The following is a 17,277-nucleotide window of genomic DNA, read 5'->3' as shown; positions in this document are numbered from 1 at the left end:
TTCGATTTTTAATAATAAAGTAAGCCCTCCGAAAAGAGGGCTTATTTGTATGTTGTGATAAGGAATTATTCAATATTAAAAATGACCTTTTCAGTCTGTTCCTTCAGCTCTTCCAGATTGGTGTTGTTATAAATGATACAATCTGCCATTTTAATCTTATCTCTTTCCGGCATTTGTTTTTCCATAACAGCTTCCACTTCACGATAGGTTTTGTGGTCTCTGTCCATCACTCTTTTGATTCTGATGTTATCTTCAGCAGTGACCAAAAGAGATTTATAACATTGTCTGTTAAGTTTTAATTCAAATAATAATGCTGTTTCTTTAAAAACCAGGTATTTGGTTTGCCCTTTCAACCAGTTTTCAAAATCTATCCGTACTGCGGGATGGATAATTTCATTAAGTTGATGAAGTAAATCTCTGTTGTTGAAAACTTTATCGGCTACAAATTTTCTGTTGTATAGACCATTTTCATCATAAGATGCTTCACCCAATAATTCTTTAATCTTTAATTTTAGCTCTTCATTTTCGTTGACAATCGTTTTTGATCTGTCATCAGAATAATAGACAGGGAATCCAAACTCTTCAATAAAACGCGCTACAGTCGTTTTTCCTGAACCTATTCCTCCTGTTAAACCTATGATCTTGGGCGCCGGCTCAGGTTCCGGCTGTTGTACTTCTGAATGTAACTCTTCCATAATTAATAATTAATATCCAAATACATCGTTAAAACTAAACGTCTCATCCAGTCTTACTCCTTTTTCCGTCATCTTAAGACTTGCCAGCTCATGATGAGCATCATGTTCGAAAAACAACAGATATTCATTATCAATACATTGCTTCAGGAATTTTCCTTTTTCTTCCATTGTTAAAAGAGGTCTCGTGTCATATCCCATTACATAGACAGGGTTAATATGTCCTGCCGTTGGAATAAGGTCTGCTGCAAAAACAATCGTTTTTTCCTGATATTGGATAACAGGAAGCATTTGTTTTTCTGTATGCCCATCCACAAAGATGACGTCCATTTTCAAATCAGGGGCGAATCCGTAATTTCCGGTGGTAGGAAGAGGCAAATAGTTTAATTGTCCGCTTTCCTGCATAGGAAGAATGTTTTCCTTCAGGAAGCTTGCTTTCTCTCTTGCATTAGGCTCTGTTGCCCACTGCCAGTGATTTTCATTTGTCCAGAAATGTGCATTCTTAAAGGCCGGTCTATAACCTGTTTTGTCATCATTCCATTCAATAGCGCCACCACAGTGGTCAAAGTGTAGATGAGTAAGGAATACATCGGTGATATCCTCCTTTACAAAACCATATTTTTTTAAATTCTTATCCAGGTTATCATCTCCCCAAAGAGAGTAGTGGCCAAAGAATTTATCATCTTGTTTGTTGCCAAGACCACAATCAACTAGAATTAGTTTTTTGCCGTCTTCAATGAGAAGGGAACGGGTTCCCAATTCGATTAGATTTTTTTCGTCTGCCGGGTTCGTTTTTTCCCACAGACTCTTTGGGACGACTCCGAACATTGCGCCGCCGTCCAGCTTAAATTTTCCACATTGTATTGGATATAACTTCATATATATTTTTGATTATTTCTTTATTAATTTCATTTTTTCAGCAATTTTTCTGGCATCATCATCCGATTGTTCCAGATGCGAAATAATGTTTTGAAAATCATTTTCTTTTCTGTTTTGAGAAAGCTTTTGCTTAATAAATATTTCTGTCGGAATTATCTTAAGACCGAAAGCCCCTTTCATTTCCTTTTCTACAAACTCATTTCCCATATCTTTCACCATCATGGGGCATTGCTGGAAATTTTCGTATTTGGATGTTAATTTGTCCAAATGACGATACAGTTCATCATGATTCATTAACTCAACCTTTCCGTAGATCTGAACCGCCTCATAATTCCATGTGGAAACATTGATGTGGTTGTACCAGCTGCTTGAAATATAAGTATGGGCTCCCAGAAAATCACAAAGAACTTCATCGCCGTTTTTCAAACTTTTCGCCTGTGGATTTGCTCTTGAAATATGAGTTTCAATATAAGCATTTTCCGGGTCATCTTCATTCAATATCATCATAGAATGTGTGGCCCGAATCTTATCCACAGAAGAAATCAACAGAGCAAAAGAATTTTCTGTGATAATTTCTTTCATCACATGTATGTCTTCACTCCTGTATAATTTAGGTACAAACATCAATTTTTATTTAACATTAAACTTTGAATCAGAAAAGTTCTCCCGGGTTTTTAGGTCTGGTAATATTCAAATGTTTATAAGCTTTGTCTGTCACTTCTCTTCCTCTCGGGGTTCTGATAATAAATCCTTCCTGGATCAGAAATGGTTCATATACTTCTTCCAGTGTTTCCGGATTTTCGGCAATGGATGTGGCAAGAGCAGAAATACCAACCGGCTTTCCTTTGAAGTTTTCAATCATGACACGCATAATCTTGTTATCCATTTCATCCAGTCCGAATTCATCTACATTAAGAGAATTTAAAGCATATTTGGTAATGTTGATTTCAATCTCACCATTTCCCTTGATTTCTGCGAAATCGCGTACCCTTCTTAGTAATGCATTAGCAATCCTTGGTGTTCCACGGCTTCTTCTTGCAATTTCAATGGCTGCATCTTCATAAATGACCACTCCCAAAACCCTTGCACTTCTCTGAATGATCACAGATAAAAGTTCAATAGAATAGTATTCCAGTCTGCTTTGAATACCAAATCTCGCAAGCATGGGTTTCGTCAGCATACCACTTCTGGTGGTGGCTCCTACTAAGGTAAAAGGATTCAGACCAATCTGAACACTTCTCGCATTAGGGCCTGTTTCCAGCATAATATCAATTTTATAATCTTCCATGGCAGAATACAGATATTCTTCCACTACCGGAGAAAGACGGTGAATCTCATCGATGAAAAGAACGTCATTTTCTTCCAGATTGGTCAATAAACCTGCTAAACTTCCCGGTTTATCCAATACAGGACCTGAAGTAATTTTACAATTTACTCCCAATTCATTAGCGATAATATTGGCTAAAGTAGTTTTCCCCAATCCCGGAGGACCATGCAACAGTACATGATCAAGTGCTCCGCCTCGCCTTTTGGCTGCAGAAACAAAAACTTCAAGGTTTTCCAGCGTTTTTCTTTGTCCCGCAAAATCTTTAAAGCTCTGGGGACGGATTTGCTCTTCCTGCATCAGCTCCTCGCGTGAGTAGTTTTCCTTATCTGGATGTAAAAAATCTGGCATTAATTCATTTCATTTACTTCAAAGATAACAAATTTAGACTAAGGTTGAAGGCGAGATTGAGAAAAGGTTGAATTAAGACAGAAGTTAAGGCTGATGCAAGGTAAGGGCAGAGAATTAGGAGAGCTAAGACTTACTATATTGAGATATTTTAAGTATTTTTGAGAGGAAATATAAAGTTTGAATGATAAAATTTAAATTTGACCGGAAGTCTTCAAAATGACAAAATTTGTTGTACTAAAAGTTTCCGGATATTAAAAAGAATTAAATAAAGCATTCATCTTCTAACCTTTAGCCTAAATACATGAAATTAATAGGACCTTTCAAGCAGGTAGTAACACTTGCCAACTTACCATTAAGAGGAAAATTAACCGACGATCAACTTGAAATTATTGCTGATGGAGGAATTGTAGTGGATAATAATGTCATTCAGAAAATTGGGAATTTTGCAACATTAAAAGCCGAAAATCCCAACATAGAAATCGAACTGATAGAAGGAGAACAGGTTATTCTTCCTGCTTTTGTAGATTCACATACCCATATTTGTTTCGGTGGAAACAGAGCCAATGATTTTGCCATGCGTAATGCAGGGAAAACTTACCTGGAAATTGCAGAAAGCGGAGGCGGGATCTGGAGTTCGGTGCAACATACCAGAAATGCTTCAGAAGAAGAACTGCTGAACACTTTATTAGAACGTATAAACTTCCTTATTAATCTTGGAATTACAACTATTGAAGTAAAGAGTGGGTACGGTCTGGATGTGGAAAATGAGCTGAAAATGCTTCGAATCATTAAAAAAGCTCAGGAATCAACGAAAGCGACTTTAGTTCCTACATGCCTTTCAGCCCATTTGAAGCCGAGAGATTTTGAAGGAAGCAATCCTGAATATCTGGAGTATATCCTTACCGAAATTTTACCAAAAGTAAAAGAAGAAAAATTAGCCAACCGTGTGGATATCTTTATTGAGAAATCGGCCTTCCAGCCTGAAGAAAGTAAAGAATTTCTACTTAAAACGAAAGGTTTAGGTTTTGAAATTACCGTTCATGCTGACCAGTTTACTCCGGGAAGCTCAAGAATAGCGGTAGAAGTAGGAGCAAAATCGGCGGACCATCTGGAAGCAACAATTGATGAAGATATTGATTTTCTAGCACAATCGGATACCGTAGCAACAGCACTTCCGGGAGCAAGTTTAGGCTTAGGTGAAAAATTTACTCCGGCAAGAAAACTTTTGGATGCCGGAGCGATCGTAGCAATTGCCAGTGACTGGAATCCGGGCTCAGCGCCGATGGGAAATTTAATTACTCAAGCTTCCATTCTGGCTACTTTCCAAAAGTTGACCACTGCTGAGGTATTAGCCGGAATGACTTTTCGTGCTGCCTTTGCTCTTAATCTGGAAGATAGAGGAGTATTGGAACCTGGCAAAAAAGCTGATTTTGTTACTTTTAAAACGAATAATTTTCAGAATGTACTTTATAATCAGGGAAGTTTAAAAGCCGAGAATGTATTTATCAATGGGATAAAAATATAATGGCAAGCTTTTAAAGATTTGCAGGAGAAATTTACATAAACAACCAAGGTAAAGACTGAAAATAGGCCTATCGTTCTTATATCGAGGTCTTTGCATATTATTTGAAAGCTGCTTTTATATCTAAACAATATTAGCTAGCTTTACTGGATATAATGATGTGACTAAAATTGAATTTTTAAAGAATTATGTTTCAAAATATTTGGCAGGGTAGATTGGATGGAGAAGAACTTCTCTTCCACAGGCTATTTCAGAGAGTAAAAGAAGAACAGAATTACGACAATATTTCAACGAATGATTTCGTTTTACATGGCTTTGCTGTGGACGAGGGAGTGAGGAGAAACAAAGGCCGTCAGGGAGCTAAAGAGGCTCCGGATGTGATCAGGAAAAATATGTCTAATTTTCCGGTGATTCTTCCGGATTTCTCCATGCTGGATTTTGGAAATATTACCTGCGAGGACGGAAACCTGGAAAGTTCCCAGAATAACCTTGCAAAAAACGTATCTAAAGTACTTTTAAAAGGCGGAAAATCTCTCGTGCTAAGCGGAGGCCATGAAGTTACCTATGCCCATTATCTGGGCGTAAAAACTGCCTTTCCTGAACAAAAGATTGGGATTATCAATATTGATGCTCATTTCGATAACAGACAACCTGAAAATGGTGTAGGTCCAAGTTCCGGAACGGGATTCTGGCAGATCGCGCAGGAGGGTCCTATCAATTCTTTACACATCGGAATTCAGAGAAATTCAAATACATTAAAACTTTTCGATACGGCGCATCAGTATGGAATGAAATATATCCTTGCCGATGAGCTCTTTTTTGAAAATCTTTCTTCAATCTATCAACGCATTGATGACCTGTTGAACAACGTTGATTACGTCTATCTTACCATTTGTATGGATGTTTTTAATGCATCTATCGCTCCGGGAGTTTCTGCTTCCGCATATAATGGTATCTTTGCAGACGCAACCTTTATGCATTTTTACAGGCATATTTTAAAGAATAAAAAACTGGTTGCACTGGATGTAGCTGAGGTAAACCCGTCTTTTGATATTCAGGACAGGACGGCAAGACTGGCAGCATGTCTGGTGAATGAATGGCTAATGATGTAAGATAAAATTATATTCTTCCGATAGAGAAAATCACTATTTTATTTACCCTTAAGGAACAGAATTTGCTGATTTTATCCGTGCTTTTAAAATAATGGCACTCGTAAATTCATTAGCTGAATTTAAAACAGAAATTATATTATGGAACAATTGATTGAAAGCAAGCTTGTTAAAGCCGATAAAGCGTTTTCAGCATGGAGAAAAGTGCCGTTTGAGGAAAGGCAGAAGTTAATTGCAAAAGCAGCAGAAATTTTAAAAAATAATTCGGAAAAATTTGGAAGGATCATTACTACTGAGATGAACAAACCGATTTCAGAATCGATTGCCGAGGTTGAGAAGTGTGCTTTAATGATGAATTATTATGCGGATGCTGAAAATATTTTAAAACCTGAAAAAGTAGCATCTGAATTTGCCTATTCTGAAGTTCATTATGTTCCAAAAGGGGTGATTTTAGGGGTGATGCCGTGGAATTTTCCTTTCTGGCAGGTGTTGAGATTTGCTACTCCTGCAATTTTGGCAGGAAATACGGTAGTTTTGAAGCATGCATCAATTTGTTTCGGAAGTGGAAATGCGATCGAAGAAGCTCTTTTGGAAGCAGGTTTTCCGGAAGGTATTTTCCAGAACTTAGAAGTAGGACATCAGGCCGTAAAGGAAATTCTTGAACATGATGCTGTAAAAGGAGTAAGTCTTACAGGGAGTGGAAAAGCAGGTGGAGAAGTGGCTTCAATAGCTGGTTTAAATATCAAAAAATCTTTACTTGAACTAGGCGGAAGCGATGCCTTTATCATTTTTGAGGATGCCGATCTGCAGGAAGCTGCAAAATCAGGAGTAAAATCAAGGCTTCAAAACTGTGGTCAAACCTGTACTGCTGCTAAAAGATTTATCATTGATGAAAAGGTTGAGAATGAATTTTTACCTATTTTCATTGAAGAATATAAAAAATATGAGATTGGTGATCCTTTTAGTAAAGACACCAAACTAGCCGGAATGGCAAGACCTGACCTTGCTGATGAGTTGGAGGCCCAATTCAACAGAGCATTGGAAAATGGTGCGGAAATCATCATTCCTTTGGAAAGAATTTCAGAGAATCAATTTAAACCAGGTTTAATCAGGGTTCAGGAAGGAAATCCAATTTTAAAAGAAGAGCTTTTCGGACCTCTTGGAATGGTTATGATTGCTAAAGATGCTGATGAAGCTCTACAGATTGCCAACGATATCCCTTTCGGACTTTCTAATTCTGTCTGGACTAAGGATAAAGACCGCCAGGTATTCTTCATCGAAAACCTTGAATCAGGCACTGTTAATATCAACAGAATGACCAGTTCTGACCCGCGTTTCCCATTCGGTGGCTCAAAGGGTTCAGGATATGGGACAGAGCTTTCTTTACTGGCTTTAAAAGAGTTTGTGACAGCAAAGACTATCGTAGGCAACTAAAACCTTACAGTGTCATTCCGAGGAACCGAGGAATCTCGGAGATTCTTCACTGCACTTCTGAACTACGTTCGCAAACCTCCGGTTTGTGTTCAGAATGACAGAGTCCACAATATTATAATACGACAATAAAAACTCCCGGAAATTAATTTCCGGGAGTTTTTTATATGCTTTGACAAAAAGTAATTTTGCTTATTGCTTATTGCTTATTGCTTATTGCTTATTGCTTATTGCTTATTGCTTATTGCTTATTGCTTATACTGTTGTCAATCTTAATGTATTTGTCTTTCCGCCTTCATAGGATGGAGTAGCGTTAATGTTGATAACAAAATCTCCGGTTTCAATATACCCGTAGTTGTGGGTAAGCATATTAACCTGAATGATGGTTTCATCCGTAGACTTCTTCATATCATAATAATACGCGTGAACACCCCAAAGAAGGTTCAACATGGTGATCACCCTTTTATTTCCACTGTACACGATGATTTGAGAATTTGGTCTGTGAGCCGCAAGCTGGAAAGCTGTATATCCAGAGTGAGTAAGAGTTACAATAGCCGAAACATTCGTTGTTTTAGCAATTCTTACCGCTGCAAGACATACTCTGTTGGTGATGAATCTCTCATCAATACAGTTATAATCTTTTTCGATGGGCTCATTTTTATGTTGATAGAAATGAGTGGTCTCAATGTTTTTTACAATTTTAGCCATGTTTTCCACAACCTGTACAGGATATCTTCCTACAGAAGTCTCCCCTGAAAGCATTACAGCGTCAGCACCATCCAATACAGAGTTGGCAACGTCATTTACTTCCGCCCTTGTTGGCGTCAAGCTGTTGATCATGGTTTCCATCATCTGGGTAGCAATGATAACCGGTTTGGAATAGAATCTTGCTTTCTCTACCAGATTTTTCTGGATGGCAGGAACTTCTTCCATTGGAACTTCTACTCCAAGGTCACCACGGGCAACCATTAATCCGTCACATTCTACAAGAATTTCTTCAATATTTTTAACCCCTTCCGGTTTTTCAATCTTCGCGATAATCGGAGTTTTGAATTTACCATTTGGATGCTTGGCAATTAATTCCTTTAAATCAATGATATCCTGGGCATGACGAACAAAAGAAAGTGCGATCCAGTCTACTTCCATGTCCATCATGAAGTTGGCATCCTGAATATCTTTCTCCGTCAATGCAGGAAGAGAAACCTGCGTGTTAGGTAGGTTTACTCCTTTTTTAGAACTTAGAGGTCCTCCCTGGATTGTTTTAGCTTTTACGGTATCTTTTTCGTTGGTTTCAATAACCTCCAATACAAGCTTACCGTCGTCAATAAGAATTCTTTCTCCTGCTTTTACATCCTGAGGAAACTGTTGGTAAGTCATGTAAACTTTGGTAGAATCTCCTTCCATCTTTTCATTGGTGAAAGTAAGAATGTCTCCAGGGTTCAGGTAAGATCCTTCCTTTACGACACCGACTCTCAGCTTCGGTCCCTGAAGGTCTCCGAGGATACCCACCGAATACCCGTACTCGCTGTTTAGTTCTCTAATTATATCAATATTTTTTCGAACTAAGTCGTAATCTGCATGGGAAAAATTTATTCTGAAAATATCAACACCCGCCTTCATTAAATCTAACATTACCTCCTTCGATGATGAAGCCGGCCCTAGTGTTGCGATAATTTTTGTCTTCTTTAAATACTTATTCATAATACTGGATAATTTGATAAAGTTCCTCTTCAGAACTCAGTGTATAATCTTGAATTGGAAACACAAGATTTTCAGGGAGCAAAATTACGGAAAAATCAGGAAACTGTTCCGAACTATGCAGAATATATTCTACATCTACCTGATTATTTAATAAAAATTTAATGTTTTCTTCTTCTGTAAAGAGTTCGGTTTGAACTTTTTTTTGCTTACTTTCAGAAGATTTGTTTGAAATAAAAGTAAAACAAGTCTTTGAAAACTTGTGGTAGGCCTCATATCTCGGAAAAAAATAGTCATAATAATCCCCATGAAAAACAAGATCTTTTTTTCTTGAGAAACTGAGGTCGTTATTTTGATTGATTTTGAAAAAAAACTCGTGAGCGGGTATATCTTTTGCTAATCTTACCAATCCTATGGCAATATCTTCAAATTCTATATCATCCAGATCATAAAGTTTTTGAATTTCCAAGTATATTTTCTTTTTTATTTAAGATATAAAATGCTCTTTGTGCTGCCTTTTCCTCCGCTTTTTTCTTAGACGTTTCTGTTGCATTGGCAATTTTTTCGTCTCCTAACCAAACGTGGCACCTGAATACGATCGATTTATTCACCTGGATTTCTTCGCAGGTTTCATATTTTATATTGACCTTCTTCTTTTGGCTCCATTCCAGCAGCAAACCTTTATAACTTACAATTTTATTTTCAAGCTTATTGATTTCGGAAGGCGTCAGCAATTTTTCCATAATGATCTTTTTGCAAGTATCATAGTGGAAGTCCAGGTAAACGGCACCGATTAAGGCTTCAAATAAGTTTCCGGAGATATTTTCACCCAAAGCTGAAGAACTGTTTTGCTTTTGCAAAAGGTTGGTAAGTTTGAGATCTTCTCCTAGTTTATTAAGGTTTTTCCTATTAACAATCTTAGATTTCATCTGTGTCAGATATCCTTCATTAGCCTGAGGATAAGTCTGGAACAAATGACAAGAAATAATTGTACCCAAAACAGAATCTCCTAAAAATTCAAGTCTTTCGTAATTGCTGTCTTGATTTTTAGAAGAATTTTTCAAAGAAAAAGCCTCACGGTAAAGAGCAAGATTTTGAACCTCCGTACCCAAAACTCTGTTGAGCTCGGTACTGAGAAAATAGTCTCTCTCCGTTAATTGTCTTTTTCTTTTTTTGAGAAGGAATTTAGAAAAGTATTTCTGTAACTCCATTCATTGAATTTAGATTTTCTTAAATAGAACGCAAGCGTTATGCCCGCCAAATCCAAAAGTATTGCTCATGGCTACTTTTACATCTTTCTTCACAGCTGTATTAAACGTAAAGTTTAGTCTGCTGTCAATATTTTCATCATCAGTAAAATGGTTGATGGTAGGAGGAACAGTACCATGAATAATAGTTCCTAACGCAGCGATAGCTTCAATGACACCTGCCGCCCCTAGAAGGTGACCTGTCATCGATTTTGTAGAATTGATCTGAATGTCAAAAGCATGCTCGCCTAATAATCTTGAAATTGCATTGGATTCTGCGATGTCTCCTAATGGAGTAGAAGTACCATGCATATTGATATGATCTACTTCATCAGCAGTTAAACCAGCATCTTCCAGACAACTTTTCATTACCAGATAAGCGCCAAGACCTTCAGGATGTGGAGCGGTCATGTGATGTGCATCAGCACTAAGACCTCCTCCTAATAATTCTGCATAAATTGTTGCACCACGTTTTACTGCGTGCTCATATTCTTCAAGGATGATCGTTCCTGCTCCTTCTCCTAATACAAATCCGTCTCTGTCTTTGTCAAAAGGTCTTGAAGCTGTTTTTGGATCGTCATTTCTTGTAGAAAGTGCCATCATTGCATTGAATCCACCGACACCACTTGCAGTAACGGCAGCTTCTGAGCCTCCGCACACAATTACATCAGCTTTTCCTAACTGGATCAGCATTTTGGAATCAATTATAGCATTTGCTGAAGATGCACATGCAGATACAGTAGTATAATTGGGTCCGTGGAAACCATACTCGATAGAGATGTGTCCCGGAGTAATATCCGCAATCATTTTAGGAATAAAGAAAGGATTGAATCTAGGAATTTCCGTATTGGCCCATCCTAGTACTTCAGTTTCAAAAGTCTCTAAACCTCCGATTCCGGAACCCCAAATTACGCCGACTCTGTTTTTATCTACATTGTCTTCAATAATTCTGGAATGTGCTACAGCTTCTCTTGCTGCAACAAGCCCCAACTGGGTGTTTCGGTCCATTTTTTTTGCTTCTTTCTTATCGAAATGCTGCAATGGATCGAAATCTTTCACTTCACAAGCGAACTTTGTCTTAAAGTTTGTGGCATCAAAAAGAGTAATCGGAGCGGCACCGCTCTCACCTTTTACAAGATTTTCCCAGTATTCTTTTGCATTATTTCCAATCGGTGTTATTGCTCCAAATCCGGTTACAACTACTCTTTTTAATTCCATAAACTTTGTTTAATTTCTTTTTTGTTGAAGAATATTATTTATTTACTACTTCTTCGATGTAAGCGATAGCGTGTCCTACAGTAGTAATTTTTTCAGCTTGGTCATCTGGGATTTGAATGTTAAATTCTTTTTCGAATTCCATGATTAACTCAACTGTATCTAGTGAATCAGCTCCTAAATCGTTAGTGAAGCTAGCTTCAGGAGTTACTTCTGTTTCTTCAACGTCAAGCTTATCAGCGATGATAGCTTTTACTCTTGATGCAATGTCTGACATAGTAAATTATTTTTTTTAATTGTTAGATGGTGCAAATATATAAAATTCTTTACGATAAAACATTTTTTTAGTCTTTTTTGTGGATGGGAGGTCTTCATTTTAGGTGATGAAGTTTTAGTGTTTTAGTTTTCAGTGTTTTATAATAAGATGGAAGAGAAGTGTTTATTTTAAAATTGAAGGTAAGTTGACTTCTTATGAAGATGATTTTGTTTTTGAAAGGGATGGTTTTCGCCATGCTGAGCAGATAAGAAGTGAATAAGTCTATCATTTGTTCTTTATTTACCCATCGTGAAATTGGGATATTAACTATGTTGAAAGCTTTTAAAATGAAAGAATTCTTTACGAGTCTTTTCCTTATGTCGTAAGAGTTATATTATATTCCCGCACTGTTTTTGCTGTAGATGCATTATAATCACTTAAATAATATGTCTATGAATACAGTAATCGGACTTATCGCAGGAAGCTTACGTAAAGAATCTTTCTCCAAAAAAATAGCATGGGCTCTTATTGACATGGCTCCCGAAGGATTTGAATTTAAAATTATTTCCATTGAAGATTTACCTGTATACAATCAGGATTTTGATGATTACAATAATGTTCCGGAATCTTATGTAAAGTTTAGAGAAGAAATCAGAAGTATTGAAGGGGTGATTTTTATTACTCCTGAACACAACCGGTCTGTACCTGCTGCTTTGAAAAATGCCATTGATATTGGCTCCAGGCCATCGGGGAAAAGTGTATGGAATGGAAAACCGGGAGCTGTCTTCAGCAATTCACCCGGGAATTTATCGGCTTTTGGAGCGAATCATCATTTGAGACAAAGCCTTGTCTTTCTTAATATTCCAACGATGCAGCAACCTGAGGTTTATTTGCCTCATATCAACAAAATGTTAGATGAAAACGGGAATTTAAATGATAAGGATACTAAAGATTTTTTGCAGAAAGCAGTCGATGCCTACATTGAATGGTTTAAAAAGAATAAATAAAATAGCATTAATAAGTACGTTAAAATAAATACCACTGAATAGTTCGGTGGTTTTTTTTGAGCTTTTTAACAAAGTTACATTGAGCTTTTCAACAAAATAATAAGGATGTATTTGTCGGAACTTTGTCCTGTAAAATTAAAATAAATAGAGATGAAACGTATAGACAAAGCCTATATAAACGGCGAATTTTCCGCGTTGAACGGAAATGAAATTTTTGATCTGATCAACCCGTCAAACAACCAAAAAATTGGTGAAGTGGTATTGGGAGACGAAATGGATACCCAGAAAGCGATTGCTGCTGCAAAAGATGCTTTTAAAACATTCTCCAGAACAACTATTGAAGAACGTATTGCTATCCTTGAAAAATTACAAAAAGCAGTTGAAAGTCGTGAAACAGATCTTATAGAAACTATGATCCTGGAATATGGAGGAACCCGACAGTTTTGTACGGCAAGTTTTCAGAATATGGTGAGTGGTTTTAGCAGTATGATAGAAACTCTGCGTCATTTTCAGTTTACCAGAAAGGCCGGAAATACTCAGGTTCAAATGACACCGGTAGGAGTGGTGGGGATTATTACTCCCTGGAATTCCAGTAATGGTTTTATTTGCAATAAGTTTGCTACAGCAGTTGCTGCAGGTTGTACGGTGGTGGTAAAGCCGAGTGAAATGAGTGCGCTGCAAACTCAGGTTATTCTTGAATGTTTTCATGATGCCGGGCTTCCAAAGGGTATTTTTAATCTGGTTAATGGGTTAGGAAATGTGGTTGGAAGTGAAATGGTAAAGAGTGCCGATATTGCCAAAATATCATTTACCGGTTCTACTCAGACAGGAAAGATGATTGCCAAAGGAGCGGTAGATTCTATGAAGAGGGTGACGCTGGAGCTTGGAGGGAAATCGCCCAACATTATTCTTGATGATGCTGATTTGAGCAAAGTGATTCCTCAGGCTGTTTTCGGAGCGTATATGAATAGTGGACAGGCATGCATTGCGCCTACAAGATTGCTGGTTCCCCGGTCAAAAATAGGAGAGGTTAATGAGATTGCAAAGGCTGCTGCCATGCAGGTTGTAGTGGGTAATCCTACAAATGAAGAAACGAATGTAGGACCTATGGTGTCTGAGAAACAATATCAGCGGGTACAAAATTATATTCGGATTGGAGTAGAAGAAGGAGCAGAATTATTAATTGGCGGCATTGGTAAGCCGGAAGGTTTTGAAACCGGAAATTTTGTTAAAGCAACTATTTTCACGAATGTTCAGAACAATATGCGAATCGCTCAGGAGGAAATTTTTGGACCTGTTCTTTCAATTATTCCCTATCATGATGAAGAGGAAGCGATTGCGATTGCTAATGATACGGCTTATGGATTGGCAGCCTACATTTCTTCTTCTGATGAAAACCGTGCATTGAAAGTGGCTTCACAAATAGAGGCGGGCAGGGTTTGTATTAACGGTTTTAAACATGATCCGTTGGCACCATTCGGAGGCTTTAAACAATCGGGAATCGGAAGAGAGTTTGGAGAATATGGATTGGAAGAATACCTGGAAGCGAAGTCTGTTTTGGTATAAAACAATTAAAAATATTATATTTAACAGTCAGGGCAGTTTCAATTTTGTCCTGGCTTTATTAAAAGGATTACAATGTCTGAAAATTTAGATTACATCAACTACTCCTGTTACTTTACGGTTTTTCGTGAGGGAGAACAGTTTGTTTCATACAATGCATTATCCATGGTGATTTCAGGAGAAATGGAACTTAATGACGGGGAGCATCGGAAGGTTTTTAAAAGTGGAGATATATATCTTGTAAGAAAAAACCAACTTCTGAAATTCTTAAAAAGGCCGGGTGAAGAATCCGAGTTTAAATCTTTATCGATAAGGTTTGATGATGAAATGCTCAAGCAAATGAAGGCTCAGGATCACTTCGAAGTAGATGAAAAAGTCAGGAATCCTGTTTTTGTAGATCTTTCTTCTATTCCGCATTTGAAATATTTCATGGAATCTTTACTGCAGTATCAGGATCTTCTTGAAAATAGATCTCTGGAACTGGCATTATTAAAACAAAAAGAAGCTTTATTGCTTTTATTCGGACATGATGAGTCATTGAAAAATATAGTGTATGATATTTCGGATCCTTATAAAATCAATCTTGAAGAATTTATGCTGAAGAATTATCATTTTAATGTAAAACTGGATCGTTTTGCTTATCTGACAGGAAGAAGTCTGGCTGCTTTTAAAAGGGATTTTGCAAAAATATTCGGAACGGCTCCGGGAAAATGGCTCCTTCAAAAAAGACTGCAGGAAGCAAGATATCTTTTGGAAAAAGGGAAAAAAGTGTCAGATATATATCTTGATCTCGGCTTTGAAGACCTTTCTCATTTTTCGTTTGCCTTTAAAAAGCAATTTGGGTTGGCGCCCAGTAAGCTGGTTTTATAGTATTGATGCATTTCTATATTTATGTGAGGTTGATGTTAAACAAGTGATGTTTGTCCTATTAGTTTTAGAATATCAGATATTTTAGTAAAATCATATTCTATTACTTCTCTTTCTCTTTTCAAAACTTTTTGAAGAAATTCCCAATCCTCTGCTAAACTTCCAATAGTTAGATCTTTTGGTTCTTTGTAGACATCATATAATTCCTCATCTGGAATATTCCAATATAAATCTTTATTTAATAAAAACGTATTGTTACTGGAAGCTTCCAACTTATTCATTAAAATGAAAAGGATTTGTTTTAAATCTTCTTTTTGAATTTCTATTTTATTTTCCATGTGATATTTATTTATTGAGTATTACCAGCAGATTCAGGAAGTAACTATTGAAAAGCTGTAATCACTAGATTTTAGATATGACAGAATCTATTAATAAGGGAATGTCCCATTACAAATAATCGGAGTTTTAATATATTCTTCAGATAGCTTATCAATGAGATTCTTTTCATACATTGAATTAACCCCGATTCCCAAATACAGGGAATTATTATTAATAATAACCATACCTTTGGGATATTGAGAATTATTTTTATTAATAAAATAGAATTCATAATGCCTGTTTGTTTTAGATAAAATAAACGAAAGCATTTCAGAATAATCATCAGTTTCAAACTCTATTTTTCCAAAATATTGTGGATATGTAAAAAAAATATCTTTAGGTTTAAATCCGATTAACCATTTTTGCATAAAATTAAATACAATTTCTTTTTCAATTTTATGGATGTGTATATAGAGATCAGTTAATTTTGATTCATTAATATCAGAGAAATTTTTGACAACATATAATATACGATTATCCAACTTAGGCAGGATAATTCCCATTATTTTAATATAGTGATCAATAGAGTTATAAGATAATCCTGCTGTAAACACAACCAACTTGTTATTTGTTTTTAGTAAATAATAGCTAAAAACCAGAAAATTTTCTATTGCTTCACATGAGTCTAATTGCTCATCTTTAAATCCTATTATATCTTCAATTTCACGTTTTAATGTATTCTTATCTCTTAGTCTATCATAACTACTCCCGTAAATTTTAACGGCCTCTTTAGTAGGAAAATTCACGGCGGTAAAATCTTTATTATCAATTAAACACTGATAATCGCTGTCTATATCTGTTACTGTTAAGCTCATATTTAATTGTTTACTGAGTAATGTACTTATCTTCCCTGCCAGAATAAACATTTACTGTTTTCAAGTGATTCATCCTGCGCTGTTTCTTGTGAAACTTACCCTAGTATTTCCCAGATGGTCGTTGTACTGGTAAATATAGCGGTTCTATAAAATTTAATAATAAAAACCACTGTATTCGCAGTGGTTTTTGTTTTATTCAGTATAACGAACAAAGTGTTTATCTAGGTAGACTAAAGGGTTCTATTGTATCAATTTATCATTTTCATCAAAAGCAATAGCACTAATTTTTAATCTCTTATTTTTTGTAAAATCATATAAATAAAAATAGCTGCCAATTTCTGAACTGCTAAAAGAATCATGAAGTGAGAGTAAATAATCTTCTTTTCCTCTTATATAATTGTCTAGAATAAATAATTCGCTATTAAATTTATTAGAAGGATTTTGATTTGAAAAAATGATTTCATCCTGTTTTTCGGAATTATTATAGATGTATTCAATATTTTTGGATTCATTGTCATACATTATAGCATTAAAAACAAGTTTTTTTTTATTAAAAATATTATTTTCCCATGATATTATAAATAAGCTTTGTTTTTTATTGTATTTACTTAAAATTTTTTTAACCTGGCTTTTAGTTATATGGCTAAATTTTTTTTGCTGGTTAACTAATGTAAGGTCTTTATATTGTCTATATAAAGGATTACAGTTTAAAAAACAAAATGCAGATAATATCATCATTAAGAATTGTTTTTTCATTATTTATTTTTTACTATTCATGATTGTTTGCAATAGTTTTTTTTGAATTCAAATTGCTTGTCTTCAAAAAAGGATTTTATATGAGTGATTTTTTTCAGATTTAACTTTAAATTCCGTATAAACTTTATTTATTAATTCTTTTCAATGTTATATGTAAAATATAAGAA

The 17,277-nt window shown here is 35.9% G+C and carries 18 protein-coding genes; 6 read left to right on the top strand and 12 right to left on the bottom strand.

Translation table 11 applies throughout. The features are described 5' to 3' along the window. Positions 1-65 precede the first annotated feature (65 nt). From coaE to ruvB, 4 genes are read right to left on the bottom strand one after another with little or no spacing between them, the layout of a single operon-like run. The gene (coaE, locus tag EG342_RS02545; RefSeq protein ID WP_103291852.1) at positions 66-695 is read right to left on the bottom strand and encodes a dephospho-CoA kinase; all 630 of its coding nucleotides are present in this window, start codon (positions 693-695) and stop codon (positions 66-68) included. 9 nt (positions 696-704) lie between these two features. Next, complete coding sequence (locus EG342_RS02540; protein WP_103291853.1) at positions 705-1,571, bottom strand: MBL fold metallo-hydrolase; 867 nt, start codon at positions 1,569-1,571, stop codon at positions 705-707. A gap of 12 nt (positions 1,572-1,583) precedes the next feature. Continuing rightward, a complete protein-coding gene (locus EG342_RS02535) occupies positions 1,584-2,195 on the bottom strand; it encodes an FMN-binding negative transcriptional regulator (protein ID WP_103291854.1) in 612 nt (203 codons plus the stop codon). A 28-nt stretch (positions 2,196-2,223) separates the two neighbouring features. After that, on the bottom strand, positions 2,224-3,246 hold the full coding sequence (gene ruvB, locus EG342_RS02530) for a Holliday junction branch migration DNA helicase RuvB (RefSeq protein ID WP_103291855.1): 1,023 nt from the start codon (positions 3,244-3,246) through the stop codon (positions 2,224-2,226). A 301-nt stretch (positions 3,247-3,547) separates the two neighbouring features. On the opposite strand from ruvB, the gene hutI reads away from it, so the two are divergent. The 3 genes from hutI (at position 3,548) to EG342_RS02515 (ending at position 7,311) form a co-directional block, all read left to right on the top strand. Continuing rightward, the gene (gene hutI, locus EG342_RS02525; RefSeq protein ID WP_103291856.1) at positions 3,548-4,771 is read left to right on the top strand and encodes an imidazolonepropionase; all 1,224 of its coding nucleotides are present in this window, start codon (positions 3,548-3,550) and stop codon (positions 4,769-4,771) included. Between the two features lie 185 nt (positions 4,772-4,956). After that, on the top strand, positions 4,957-5,880 hold the full coding sequence (gene hutG, locus EG342_RS02520; protein ID WP_103291857.1) for a formimidoylglutamase: 924 nt from the start codon (positions 4,957-4,959) through the stop codon (positions 5,878-5,880). Positions 5,881-6,018: 138 nt separating this feature from the next. After that, positions 6,019-7,311 (top strand): aldehyde dehydrogenase family protein, encoded by a 1,293-nt coding sequence (locus EG342_RS02515; protein ID WP_103291858.1) that lies wholly within the window; start codon positions 6,019-6,021, stop codon positions 7,309-7,311. Positions 7,312-7,563: 252 nt separating this feature from the next. On the opposite strand, the gene pyk is transcribed toward EG342_RS02515, so the two are convergent. From pyk to EG342_RS02490, 5 genes are read right to left on the bottom strand one after another with little or no spacing between them, the layout of a single operon-like run. Then, positions 7,564-9,009, bottom strand: coding sequence for a pyruvate kinase (pyk, locus tag EG342_RS02510; protein WP_103291859.1), 1,446 nt, complete (start codon positions 9,007-9,009; stop codon positions 7,564-7,566). Beyond that, complete coding sequence (locus tag EG342_RS02505; protein WP_103291860.1) at positions 9,002-9,475, bottom strand: IPExxxVDY family protein; 474 nt, start codon at positions 9,473-9,475, stop codon at positions 9,002-9,004. The genes pyk and EG342_RS02505 overlap by 8 nt, the downstream gene beginning before the upstream one ends. Continuing rightward, positions 9,453-10,217: a ribonuclease III gene (gene rnc, locus EG342_RS02500; protein WP_103291861.1), complete on the bottom strand. Its 765-nt coding sequence runs from the start codon at positions 10,215-10,217 to the stop codon at positions 9,453-9,455. The genes EG342_RS02505 and rnc overlap by 23 nt, the downstream gene beginning before the upstream one ends. Before the next feature lie 9 nt (positions 10,218-10,226). Beyond that, positions 10,227-11,471 (bottom strand): beta-ketoacyl-ACP synthase II, encoded by a 1,245-nt coding sequence (fabF, locus tag EG342_RS02495; protein ID WP_103291862.1) that lies wholly within the window; start codon positions 11,469-11,471, stop codon positions 10,227-10,229. Between the two features lie 34 nt (positions 11,472-11,505). After that, positions 11,506-11,745 (bottom strand): acyl carrier protein, encoded by a 240-nt coding sequence (locus EG342_RS02490; RefSeq protein ID WP_002976354.1) that lies wholly within the window; start codon positions 11,743-11,745, stop codon positions 11,506-11,508. A gap of 431 nt (positions 11,746-12,176) precedes the next feature. Between EG342_RS02490 and EG342_RS02485 the strand changes: the two genes are divergently transcribed. The 3 genes from EG342_RS02485 (at position 12,177) to EG342_RS02475 (ending at position 15,164) form a co-directional block, all read left to right on the top strand. After that, positions 12,177-12,731, top strand: a complete 555-nt coding sequence (locus tag EG342_RS02485) for an NADPH-dependent FMN reductase (protein ID WP_103292159.1) — start codon at positions 12,177-12,179, stop codon at positions 12,729-12,731. Between the two features lie 150 nt (positions 12,732-12,881). Then, positions 12,882-14,297, top strand: a complete 1,416-nt coding sequence (locus tag EG342_RS02480; RefSeq protein WP_103291863.1) for an aldehyde dehydrogenase family protein — start codon at positions 12,882-12,884, stop codon at positions 14,295-14,297. Between the two features lie 72 nt (positions 14,298-14,369). After that, a complete protein-coding gene (locus tag EG342_RS02475) occupies positions 14,370-15,164 on the top strand; it encodes a helix-turn-helix domain-containing protein (RefSeq protein WP_103291864.1) in 795 nt (264 codons plus the stop codon). Positions 15,165-15,199: 35 nt separating this feature from the next. Here the strand turns inward: EG342_RS02475 and EG342_RS02470 are convergent, their stop codons facing one another. The 3 genes from EG342_RS02470 to EG342_RS02460 form a co-directional block, all read right to left on the bottom strand. Then, complete coding sequence (locus EG342_RS02470; protein WP_103291865.1) at positions 15,200-15,499, bottom strand: hypothetical protein; 300 nt, start codon at positions 15,497-15,499, stop codon at positions 15,200-15,202. Between the two features lie 90 nt (positions 15,500-15,589). Beyond that, on the bottom strand, positions 15,590-16,354 hold the full coding sequence (locus EG342_RS02465) for a hypothetical protein (RefSeq protein ID WP_123868018.1): 765 nt from the start codon (positions 16,352-16,354) through the stop codon (positions 15,590-15,592). Between the two features lie 240 nt (positions 16,355-16,594). Beyond that, entirely contained in the window at positions 16,595-17,110 is a 516-nt protein-coding gene (locus tag EG342_RS02460; protein WP_103291867.1) for a hypothetical protein, read from the bottom strand. Positions 17,111-17,277: the final 167 nt, after the last annotated feature.

Origin of the sequence: Chryseobacterium lactis (assembly GCF_003815875.1) — a bacterium.
Classification (GTDB): Bacteria; Bacteroidota; Bacteroidia; order Flavobacteriales; family Weeksellaceae; genus Chryseobacterium; species Chryseobacterium lactis.
Note: the sequence above shows the minus strand (reverse complement) of the source record. Positions and strands in the feature narration are given on the sequence as shown.

Coding starts and splice junctions, on each gene's coding strand:
- coaE (WP_103291852.1), bottom strand. CDS start 695: ATGGAAGAGTTACATTCAGAAGTACAACAGCCGGAACCTGAGCCGGCG.
- EG342_RS02540 (WP_103291853.1), bottom strand. CDS start 1,571: ATGAAGTTATATCCAATACAATGTGGAAAATTTAAGCTGGACGGCGGC.
- EG342_RS02535 (WP_103291854.1), bottom strand. CDS start 2,195: ATGTTTGTACCTAAATTATACAGGAGTGAAGACATACATGTGATGAAA.
- ruvB (WP_103291855.1), bottom strand. CDS start 3,246: ATGCCAGATTTTTTACATCCAGATAAGGAAAACTACTCACGCGAGGAG.
- hutI (WP_103291856.1), top strand. CDS start 3,548: ATGAAATTAATAGGACCTTTCAAGCAGGTAGTAACACTTGCCAACTTA.
- hutG (WP_103291857.1), top strand. CDS start 4,957: ATGTTTCAAAATATTTGGCAGGGTAGATTGGATGGAGAAGAACTTCTC.
- EG342_RS02515 (WP_103291858.1), top strand. CDS start 6,019: ATGGAACAATTGATTGAAAGCAAGCTTGTTAAAGCCGATAAAGCGTTT.
- pyk (WP_103291859.1), bottom strand. CDS start 9,009: ATGAATAAGTATTTAAAGAAGACAAAAATTATCGCAACACTAGGGCCG.
- rnc (WP_103291861.1), bottom strand. CDS start 10,217: ATGGAGTTACAGAAATACTTTTCTAAATTCCTTCTCAAAAAAAGAAAA.
- fabF (WP_103291862.1), bottom strand. CDS start 11,471: ATGGAATTAAAAAGAGTAGTTGTAACCGGATTTGGAGCAATAACACCG.
- EG342_RS02490 (WP_002976354.1), bottom strand. CDS start 11,745: ATGTCAGACATTGCATCAAGAGTAAAAGCTATCATCGCTGATAAGCTT.
- EG342_RS02485 (WP_103292159.1), top strand. CDS start 12,177: ATGAATACAGTAATCGGACTTATCGCAGGAAGCTTACGTAAAGAATCT.
- EG342_RS02480 (WP_103291863.1), top strand. CDS start 12,882: ATGAAACGTATAGACAAAGCCTATATAAACGGCGAATTTTCCGCGTTG.
- EG342_RS02475 (WP_103291864.1), top strand. CDS start 14,370: ATGTCTGAAAATTTAGATTACATCAACTACTCCTGTTACTTTACGGTT.
- EG342_RS02470 (WP_103291865.1), bottom strand. CDS start 15,499: ATGGAAAATAAAATAGAAATTCAAAAAGAAGATTTAAAACAAATCCTT.
- EG342_RS02465 (WP_123868018.1), bottom strand. CDS start 16,354: ATGAGCTTAACAGTAACAGATATAGACAGCGATTATCAGTGTTTAATT.
- EG342_RS02460 (WP_103291867.1), bottom strand. CDS start 17,110: ATGAAAAAACAATTCTTAATGATGATATTATCTGCATTTTGTTTTTTA.